Source organism: Rhizobium sp. P1_E1 (assembly GCF_056406015.1).
The window spans coordinates 1-10,554 of sequence record NZ_JBFUAY010000162.1 but is presented as its reverse complement, the minus strand read 5'-3'; the positions used below and the strand labels follow the sequence as shown (position 1 = coordinate 10,554).

The 10,554-nt window shown below is 62.4% G+C and carries 6 protein-coding genes; all 6 read left to right on the top strand.

What is annotated here, in order from left to right; genetic code table 11:
- Positions 1–560: invasion associated locus B family protein (locus tag AC1D1Z_RS29510; RefSeq protein ID WP_477852464.1), on the top strand; the 560-nt coding region annotated here is incomplete at its 5' end.
- A gap of 12 nt (positions 561–572) precedes the next feature.
- Positions 573–2,294: a ShlB/FhaC/HecB family hemolysin secretion/activation protein gene (locus AC1D1Z_RS29505; protein WP_477852462.1), complete on the top strand. Its 1,722-nt coding sequence runs from the start codon at positions 573–575 to the stop codon at positions 2,292–2,294.
- An 11-nt stretch (positions 2,295–2,305) separates the two neighbouring features.
- On the top strand, positions 2,306–2,773 hold the full coding sequence (locus AC1D1Z_RS29500; protein ID WP_018448578.1) for a hypothetical protein: 468 nt from the start codon (positions 2,306–2,308) through the stop codon (positions 2,771–2,773).
- Positions 2,774–2,819: 46 nt separating this feature from the next.
- The gene (locus tag AC1D1Z_RS29495; RefSeq protein WP_222285896.1) at positions 2,820–3,371 is read left to right on the top strand and encodes a hypothetical protein; all 552 of its coding nucleotides are present in this window, start codon (positions 2,820–2,822) and stop codon (positions 3,369–3,371) included.
- A 102-nt stretch (positions 3,372–3,473) separates the two neighbouring features.
- Positions 3,474–4,160, top strand: coding sequence for a hypothetical protein (locus AC1D1Z_RS29490; protein WP_477852459.1), 687 nt, complete (start codon positions 3,474–3,476; stop codon positions 4,158–4,160).
- A gap of 174 nt (positions 4,161–4,334) precedes the next feature.
- A partial coding sequence (locus AC1D1Z_RS29485) for a two-partner secretion domain-containing protein (RefSeq protein WP_477852458.1) occupies positions 4,335–10,554 on the top strand: 6,220 nt, incomplete at its 3' end.

Here is a 10,554-nt window from a genome sequence, read left to right as displayed (position 1 = left end):
ACCCGGCTTTTTCGCAATCACCTGTTCCGGCCGATCAAGGACCGGAACAGGTGCAGGCGCCCGCTCAACCGGCGCCGGCCATGAAATCCCAGAAATTCGACGACTGGTATTATCGCTGCACCAGTTCGGCAGGCGCTGAGGCCTGCGAAGTCGCCCAGGTCGCGCAAGTCACTAAAGACGGCAAACCCGTCAATATCCTGACGTTGGCGATCGCAGCTTCGCCGGCCGGTTCCCAGGGCAAGGGCGAAAAGGGCAAGGGCGACAAGGGCAAGCCGCGGCTGATGCTGACCGCCCTTCTGCCGCTCAACGTCTTCCTGCCCTCCGGCCTGTCGATCAATGCCGATGGTAAGCCGGTCGCCAAACTCGACTATCGCAATTGCAACCAGTCCGGATGCTGGGCGCAGCAGGCGCTGGATACGAAGACGGCCGCGGCGCTGAAGAAAGGCTCGAGTGCTGAAGGGCTGGTGCGGCTGATGAACGGCCAGGACGTCAATATCCGTTTCTCGCTGAAAGGGCTGAAGCCGGCCCTCGACGAACTCCAGCCCACTGCCGTGAAGTAGCCGAATTTCAAAATGACGACAGACATTCGATCCTCCCTGGTTGTCGGCGCCGTCCTCATGATCGGTGTCGCTACCGCCCACGCACAGTCGCCGGCCGACGATTTTAACCGCCGCCAGGAAGAGCGGACGCAGTCGCAGCGGCTGGATGCGCTTCGCCGTGCCACACCGGGCGGCAGCGCGGATGGGGAAAACGGATCTTTGCCCGCAGGCCCCGGAAATGGCGCCTGTTTCGACATCACGCGTGTCGAGATCGATGGGGCAAACCTGCTATCGGCGCAGGAGATCGGCAAGGTGACCGCACCTTACGGCAACCGATGCGTCGGCCTCGCCGAGATCAATGCGGTGCTGCGCGATGTCACGCACCTCTATATCGATCATGGCTATGTGACCTCGCGGGCTTACGTGCCGCAGCAGGATATCGCCAAGACCAGAATCCTCCGCCTGCTCGTCGTCGAAGGCACGCTCTCGGACATCTATCTCAATGGCCAGAAAGTCGCCGGCAGCGGTTCGCTGGCGACAGCCTTTCCGGGCCTGATCGGTCGGGTCGTCAATATCCGCGATATCGAGCAGGGGCTCGACCAGATGAACCGGCTGCAGGCCAACGATGCCAAATCCGCCATGCTGCCCGGTCCCAAGGACGGAACGTCGATCCTCAATATCGAAAACCGCCCGGGCCGACCCTGGCATGCCTCCCTCGGCAACAACAATATGGGGCAGGAAAGCACCGGTTTTTCCCGGAGCTCGGCATCGCTGGGCTTGGACGACCTGCTTGATATCAACGATCAGTGGTCCTTCTCCTACGAGCATAGTGGTCCGGACTATCCGTGGCGCAATGACGGAAAGGGATATGGCAACAGCTATTCCGGCAGCGTCAGTGTCCCCTACGGTTACTCCACTGTTTCGCTGAACGGCTCCTGGTACCAATATGAAAGTGCGGTCGAAGGAAATTTCTCATCGCTCGAAACCTCGGGCAATTCGGGGCAGGCCGGTCTCGGTATCGATCGTGTCGTCTTGCGCGACAAGGATTCGATCACGACTGTCCGCAGCAGCCTGACCTACAAACAGACGAACAACTTCCTGCTCGGCAACCTGATCGAGGTCGGCAGCCGCCGCTATACGGTCGGCGAGATCGGTATTTCCCATTCCYGCCGCATGTTCGGCGGCATCTGGGTGTTCGATGCCAGCTACGACAAGGGGCTCGGTCTCTTCGATGCCGTGGAACCAGGCGATCCCGGCGCCGGCAACGCTGATCCGCGATTTTCGAAATTCAACGCCACGATCAGCGTGACGCAGCCGTTCACGCTGGCCGGCCGGCAGTTTGAGCTGACCTCGCTGCTCAGCGGTCAATATTCCCCCGACAATCTCCTTGGCGCGGAGCAGATCTCGCTTGGCAGCTACAGCAATGTCCGCGGCACGCGCGAAAGCGTGCTCTTCGGCAACAATGGCATGTTCAGCCACAACGAGATCGTCTGGAGAACGAAATCCAACGAAAGCGGCGATGCAGTCGCGAAGGTCCTCGGCGAGCTGCGTCCTTACCTCGGCCTGGACTACGGCCATGTCTATTCGCAAAAACGCTTCGACATCACGGGGGGCGATCTCGCCAGCTGGACGGCCGGTATCCGCGCTGTCGGCGGCAATATCAGCGCCGACCTCGGCTATTCCGACATCGTTGCAAGCAGCCTCGACCAGGTCGACGGCGGGCTCTTTTATTTCAGCGCATCCACTCATTGGTAACGGAAGCAAAAATGACCACCGGCAATATTTCGAAGAATAAACTCACTCAGACCTTTTCGACATCGACAGCGCTGATCCTTGCCCTTTCCATCTCGCTTGCCGGCTGCGCCGGCCGGGAGGCCCGGCCGGTCGCTTCGACCAACCCGACCGACAGCGCGTTCGATTGCGCCGGCATCGCGCGTGAATTCGAGGCGAACGAACGGCAGATCACGTCGACAGTGAAGGAGCGGACGGACGCGCAAGGCAAGAACATCGTCCTCGGCGCGACCGGCGTCCTCCTGTTTCTGCCTGCGCTGTTTTTCATGGATCCGAAATCGCCCGAAAAGGTCGAGATCGATGCGTTGCGCAACAGAAACAATGTCCTGACCAGCATTGCCAAATCGAAAGGGTGCCCCGCGCCCAAGTCCCAGTTGACCGAGCTCTACAAGCATCTCGACGCCAAGGCCAAGCCTGCATCGTCGTCGGACAACAGGAACTGAATTTCGCTGACACTCGAACCCTATGCCTGAATCCCGGAGTTTCTGTATGCGTATCGTGCGTTTTCTAACCCTTCTCCTTCTGGCGGCGACACTTGCGTCCTGCGTCACGACGACCGATCCCCGGCTAATTGCGGCCCTTCAACGAACCTCGGTGCGCGAAATCCGGATTGAGTTGGCCCCCGACGTCAAGACATTCGGTTTCGGCGACAAGCCGGACCAGCAGGTCCAGGAGGCGGTTCGCACGCTTCAGGCGACGATGGCCAAGGAATTGATCGGCGTGCCCGGCGGACCCACGCGCGGCAGGCTGGTCGTGACGCTGCACGTCTTCGATGTCACCACCAAGCAGGCGCGGATCATCGGCGGGCATGACAGCATGATCGATGGGACCGTCCGGCTGGAAGACGCCAAGACCGGGCAACTGATCGCCGAAGCGCAAAACATCCATGGCGAAGATCTCTCCATGCGCGGGAGCGGCTACGGCGTGATCGTCGCTGTTGCGATCAACGCGGCGACGACGTCAGGGGCGCCTGACATCATGGCGCAGCGGTTGTCGAAATCCTTCACACGCAATTTGAAGACGTGGCTCACCCAAAAATAGTCCTGCGATGCAGCAGTCATATTGTCGAACCCGAAAGAGGATGGCGACGGGGCCTCGCCAGGGTTTGAATCCCCTGTCCCAATCGAAATGGAGAAATTTCGTATGAACAAAAGGCTTTTTGCGGCTGCGGGATTGAGCGTCATAGCGGTGCTGCTGGCTTCATGCGGCGGGGCAAAAGATCCCGCGATGGTCGCCAGCGAAAGAGTGGCAAAATCCACTGAGATTCTGAACGAAAGAAAACAAAAAGGCGCGTTGATCCTGGCGCGCTTTATCTATCCCGGCTTGTTCGGCCCCATGCAATGTGCCGGCCAAATTCGTCTCCGCAAGCTCGTCGACGGCGAACCTGACAAGGTGGCGGATCCTGAAGATGTCTGGAGCGGTTTCAAATGGCTTTTGCCTGAGCAAAGCAAGCCGGCGGATATAAACGGCAATCTCCTGAACCCTGTCGGCAACGCGAAGGAGTACGAACGCGTTTTGCATCCGATCGCGCCCGGTACTTATGTCGTGACCTACGCCTCCTGTCAGATGTCTTTGCCAAACGGAACGATGACGCTCGAGGCGGGCGGCGATCATGGCGGACTGTTCAGCTACATCAGCGCCTTGGAAGGTGCGAGCAAGATTACGATTGGCGAGGGCCAGATCGTCGATGCCGGATACTTCCGTGTGCAGGGGACGAAGACCCACCCCGTCGTGGTTGGGCAGGAAGCAAGCCAGGCCGAGCGCGAGGTCATGAGGGAAGTTCTTCCGGGAGCCTATTCCTCCATCACGTTCAAGAAGTTCGGGGAATAGGCACGCCGGACGCCACGGGGACGCGCCAAATCGCGTCCATTTTGTTCGGATTGCATTTACCTCAAGCACAGGCAGAAGTTGACCGTCATCAACGGCTATGGTTTCGGTCAACTAAGAAATTGCAACTAATGCGGGATTTATCCGCCGCATGGATTTAGGTCGCGGAAGGCAGTGATGAGCGAAGAGCGGTGCAAGTCGACGACAGCAACATGTGGCGTCGCCGGAGCAAATGGAAGACCTGGTCGCAGGCTGGCACGTCTCGCCCGGCAATCGCTCGCGCTCCTGCTGAGCAGTTTGCTCGTGTTTCAGCCGATGCTTGCCAATGCGCAGTCGGTCTCTGCGAGCACCACGGCGGCCGCCGCCAACCAGCCGGGCGTCGGCGCCGCCCCGAACGGCGTGCCGCTGATCGACATCGTCACCCCGAATGCAGCCGGCTTGTCGCATAACAAATACGACAATTTCAACGTCGGCACGCCGGGCCTCATCCTCAACAACTACAAGGGCGAGATCGGCAATTCCAATCTCGGCGGCGTCACGCCGGGCAATCCTAATCTGAATAATTCTGCTCCGGCATCGGTCATCCTCAACGAGGTGACCAGCGGCAATCGCTCGGCTTTGAACGGCCCGACTGAGGTGTTTGGTGGCCGCGCCGATGTCGTCATCGCTAATCCGAACGGCATCACCTGCGATGGCTGCGGCTTCATCAACACGCCGCATGCAACGCTGACCACAGGCGCGCCGCAGATTGGGGCCGATGGCAAGCTCAACGGCTTTATCGTCAATGGCGGGGATGTCACCATTGGACCGAACGGCGGCAACTTCGCTGCCGGGCCCGGCGCGGTCGATCTCTTCGACATCGTCTCTCGCGCGGTCCACGTCAACGGCCCGGTCTATGGCAAGGACCTGCGCGTGACGGCGGGTGCATCCAACTTCGACTACGCGACGGGCAATTCCCAGGCGCTCGCTCCGATTTCTGGCACGCCGGAATATGCGATCGACGGCACAGCACTCGGCGCCATGCAGGCCGACCGCATCAAGATCGTCGTCACCGAAAAGGGTGCCGGCGTGCGCATGAGCGGCAATCTTGCGGCCAACACCAACGAATTGTCGCTGTCGGCCGACGGCAAGATCTCGCTTGGTAACGTCTCCGGCCAGCAGGGCGTTTCGATCTCCTCGAAGGCGAAGGTGACGGCCGCCAAGGTGGCCTCGAAAGCCAAGGTCGCCGTTCAGGCGGATCAGGGAATTACCCTCGATACGGTCGCCGCCGATGGCGACATCCTGCTTTCGAGCGGCAGCGGCTTGTTGAGTGTCGGCGGAGAGGCAAACAGTGCCGCCAACCTCGAGATGTTGTCGGCGGCCGGGATCGCGGCCGGCAGCGTCGTGGCCGGCAATGCGCTTACCTTGTCCAGCACGTCGGGCGACATCCAGGTCGGTGGCGCCGCAAAGGGTGGCGGTGCGCTGACAATCACAGCGACATCAGGCTCGATCGCCGCAGCGTCGCTTGTCACCGGCAATGACATCACGCTTGCCGCCGGCGCCGATATCGGCATCTCTGGCGATGTGCTGGCGCAGGGCAACGTCACGGCTTCAGGCCGTTCGATCTCGGCCGCTACGGTCGTCTCGGGTCTCGACATCGCTGCGACGAATGCGGCGGCAAACGGCAGCACGGTTCTATCAGGCGCCGGAGACATCCAGCTTGCCGCCAGCGGCGGCGCCGTCGACGTCGACGCGCTCCTGTCGGCCGGTGATACGTCGGTCACATCAGCGGCGCTGACAGCCCAGAGCGTCATTGCGCATGGCGCCATCGCGATCAACGCGGCCACTGACATCAGCGGTCAGATCCTCAGTGGCGGCAACATCGACCTCACCGGCTCGGCCATCGCAGCCGATGCGATCATCGCCGGCATCGACTTTGCGGGAACGGAAGCGGCCGGCGGCAATATCGTGCTGACGCAGAGCGGCGATCTCTCCCTTGCCGCCAGTGGTGACATCGATACCGGCACCCTGCTTGCGGCAGGCAACATCTCGGCTTCCGCCGCCAACCTCAGTGCCGCCGCCATCACCAGCCATGGCGCGATCGCGCTTTCCGGCAACACTGATATCACCGGCCAGCTCCTCGGCGCCGGCGATGTATCGATCAGCGGCGGTTCGATTGCAGCGGGCACGATCGTTGCCGGCATGGACTTTGCCGCCACCGCCGCCTCGCCGGGCGGCGCCATCGCCGTCGGTACGGCCGGCGACCTGATGCTTGATGCCGGCAGCAGCGGGAGCGTCGATATCGACACACTGCTTGCCGCAGGCGCTCTCCTCATCGATGCCGGTCGTTTCCAGGCCGATAATGTCAGCGGCCACGGAGCCGTTACCATCAACGCCGATACATCGGTCACCGGCCAGCTCCTTGGAGCCGGCGACGTCTCGGTCACGGGTCCGGCAATTCAGGCCGGCGCCATCGTGTCCGGCGTCGATTTTGCCGCCACCGCGCAGTCGGCCAATGGCGACATTGCCCTCGGGCAGACCGGCGATCTCACGCTCAAGGCGACGGCCACCGATATCAGCGCCGGCAACTTGCTTGCCGCCGGAAACGTCGACGCCAGCGCAGCGGGTGATGTCAGCGCCAACGTCGTTGCGCATCAGGACATGACGATCGCCGCCGGCGGCACGATCGACCTTACCGGCCAGTCGCTTGCCGCCGGCAACGCCAGCCTCTCGGCGCGGGATATCACCGTCGATACTCTCGTTTCCGGCCTCGACTTCGCCGCCACCGCTGCATCCGCCGGCACGCTGAAGCTCCAGCAGATCGGCAGCATGAGCCTTGCGGCCACAAGCGGTTCGATCACGGCCGGCGACGCCCTACTGAGCAGCGGCGCTCTTTCGGCCAGCGCCGGCCAGAATATTGCCTATAACAAGCTCCAGAGCCTCAGCAGCGCTGCGCTCACGGCGTCTGGCGGCCAGATCAGCTACGGCAATCCCACCCGCACAGCCGGCAACCTGACGGTCACCACGACTAATATCGATCTCTCCAATGGCCGGGCGAGCAACATTGCCACCGGCGGTACGCTGACGCTGAACGCCGCAAGCGCCAACCTTGCCAACAGCAGCCTCACTCTCGGCGGCCTGGCTCTCGATCTCTCCGGCACGGCCGATCTCAGTGGCGCCCGGGTCAATGCCATTACCACTGCCGGCGGTTCGGGCGATATCGCCATCAAGGCGCGTGGTCTTACCACGACGGCCGGCACCGCGCTGCTCGCCGCCAACGACCTGACGCTGACACTGCCGTCGCTGACCAATACCGGGCAACTGGCAGCCCGCAACCATCTCACATTCAACATTGCCGGTAACTTCACCAACAGCGCCACGGGCCTCGCCTATGCCGGCAACGACGCCAGCCTCTTCGTCGGCGGCGTGCTCACCAACAATCAGGGCGCCATCCTCGCCAACCATGACCTTCAGATCGCCGGGGTGGCGGCCGGGCTGAGAAACACTGAAGTCACCAATATTTCCGGTCTCATCCAGGCCGGAAACGACATGTCGATCCTGACCAGCGCCCTGACCAACCAGCGGGCCGCCACGCCGCAATGGACGACCGGGACGCTGGTGTCTTCAGGCGTCGTCACCGGTTTCACGCTGAATCCCGTTGCCGCCGGCCTGCCGTTCGGCTACCTCGAGACCGCAGATCAGAACATGTACCAGCTCTATGCGGGCGTCGATCCGGGCTTGTGGCAGGATTATCAGCCGCTGCTCTGGTCGAAGGCGACGCTTGCCGACGGCACGACTTACCGCGCCTGGACCTGGATCTCGGCCGACGGACCGGAGAAGGTCGGGCCGATCATCGACTGGATCAGGGACCGGGTGCCGAGGGACGCGAACGGCAATCCCGTTGCCGATCCCAACAATCCGTCGCGATACTTCATCGTCGACGAGGTGAATTTCAGCGGCTCGGACGAAAGCACCACCTACTCCTGGGATTGGTCGTCCCACCTCAGTCAGTCGGTCTACGAGGACCGCTTGGTYGGCACGCTCAGCCCGGAAGCGACGATCCGGGCGAGCCGCAACCTTTCGATCGACGCCACGAATCTCAYCAAYKCCTACAGCTCGATCGAGGCCGGCGGCGACGCGACGCTGAAGGGCTCAACGCTGACCAATACCGGCGTCACCCTCTTTCGCACGACGACGACAACCTGCAACGCGCAGGGCGCCTGCACGGCCTATGATGCCAATGGCAACGCCAATCCCTCGAAGAACATCGCCAACGGCACGACGATCGTCAGCTCCGTCCAGGCGATCGGCGGCGTATCGGCCAACATCAAGGCGGGCGGTGCCCTCTCCGTCGATTTCGGCAGCGTCAACAACACGTCCGCAGCCGGCTCGATGGCAGGCGGCGCCAGCCTGGCGGCATCCAGCAATCCCGGTGATCCGCTTTCGGCGCTTTCCGGCCTGACCGCCGGCGGCGCGTTGTTCAATGTCAACGCGGCGCTCGGCGGCGTCACCGCCAACGGCGGCAACCTGCTTGCCGAGCTCGGCAATATTGCCGACCGCATCCGCGTCGACGGCGCGGCCCTTGCGGCCGCCGCCAAGCCGAAATCGGGCGGCGTCGGCGGCACCCTACCCGGACAGATCTTCCTGTTCGAAACCCGCGCAGCCTATCTCGATGTCGGCAAGTTCTATGGCTCCGGCTATTTCATGAAAGAAATCGGCTACAAGCCGGAGACGACGGTTCCGTTTCTGGGCGATGCCTATTTCGAGAACCAGCTGATCGACACGCAGTTGCGGCAGCTTGTCGGCGAGGGGCTCGGCAGAAGCACCTTCATCGCTGGCAATGACGCCATCGAGCAGATGAAGACGTTGCTCGACAACGGCGTCACCTATGCCAGGGATAACGGCCTAGCTGTCGGCCAAGGGCTTACTCCGGAGCAGGCGGCGGCCCTCACCAAGTCGATCGTCCTCTACCAGTGGCAGACTGTCGACGGCGTCCAGGTGCTTGCTCCTGTCGTCTACGTCGCCGCCGCCGACCGGCAGAAGCTTAGCGGTGCCGGCGCCGTCATGGCGGGCGGCTCGGTCGATATGAATRTCGGCAATCTCGACAATTCCGGTCTGATCGCATCCGCTGGCGGCCTTACCGTCTCCGGCAGCTCCATCCAGGGCAGCGGCACGTTCCTGTCGCGCGGCGACACGGCGCTCAATACCACCAACGGCATCACGCTGGCGGCCCAGACGATGACGATCGGCGGCCAGAACCTCGTCAATACCAATGCAGGCGTGACGGCAGGCGGCAATCTGCAGCTTGCCGGCGGCAGCGGCGGTCTGGCGCTGAAGGGCGTCAAGGTCAATGCCACAGGCAACGCCTCGCTCACCGGCAACAACGTGACGCTGACTGCAGCCAAGGTTGACAATGCAGGCCAGCAGAACGCCACCGGCAGCCAGATAGCCAGCGGCGGTAGCCTGACAATCAAGGCAACCGACAATGTCAACGTCATCGGCAGTTCGGCCAAGGCGGGAACGACGCTCGATGTGACCGCCGACAAGGGCTCGGTGGCTGTGGTGTCGACCGATGTCGCCCGCAACAACCAGTCCGGCTACACCAAGACCCTCTCCACCGACCAGCAGCAATCGCAGCTATCCGCCGGCACCAATGCGACGATCAAATCAGGCGACGACATCCTGCTCTCCGGCTCCTCCGTCAAGGCCGGCGGCAATGTCGCGCTGAGCGCCGGCGACGATATCAACATCACGGCCGCGCAGGAAACATCCGCCAGCTCCTTTGGCAAGAAATCCGCCTCGTCGATCACCCATGTCGGCTCGGAAGTATCGGCCGGCGGCGATCTCTCGGTGACGGCAGGCAATGGCAGCGGCGATCACGACCTCAACATCGTCGGCAGCAAGCTCGCCGCCGACGGCAAGGTCGCTCTCAAGGCCGATGGTGACGTAACGATCGCCGAAGCCACTGACACCGCGACCCTCGATACCAAGCTCAGCCTCAAGGGCGGTTTCCTCGGCAGCAGCGAGAAGACGACTACGCATCTGGAAACGACGACGGCCGTCGGTTCCGCCATCACAGGCGGTGGCGGCGTCGATATTGAATCCGGCAAGGACACGGTCATCTCGGCCTCGAAAATCGAGGCCGGCAACGAGACCGCCGCCGCGGACCTGAACATCACCACCGGCGGCGACCTCGTCATCGCCTCCGGCAAGGACACCAGCGCCAAGGACGACAAAGGATCGCGCAGCGGCTTCCTGTCCAAAGGCTCGTCCAGCTACAAAAGCTACGACGAAACGACCGTCGGCTCGCAACTGAGCGCCACCGGTGACATCAATCTCGACGCAGGCAAGGCAGCAGTCATTGCCGGTTCAAACGTCGATGCCGACGGCTCGATTAATGTGGCGGCCAACAGTGTCT

Excerpts from the sequence above, each read along its gene's own strand:
- AC1D1Z_RS29490 (WP_477852459.1), top strand. The coding sequence starts at position 3,474 with ATGAACAAAAGGCTTTTTGCGGCTGCGGGATTGAGCGTCATAGCGGTG.
- AC1D1Z_RS29495 (WP_222285896.1), top strand. The coding sequence starts at position 2,820 with ATGCGTATCGTGCGTTTTCTAACCCTTCTCCTTCTGGCGGCGACACTT.
- AC1D1Z_RS29500 (WP_018448578.1), top strand. The coding sequence starts at position 2,306 with ATGACCACCGGCAATATTTCGAAGAATAAACTCACTCAGACCTTTTCG.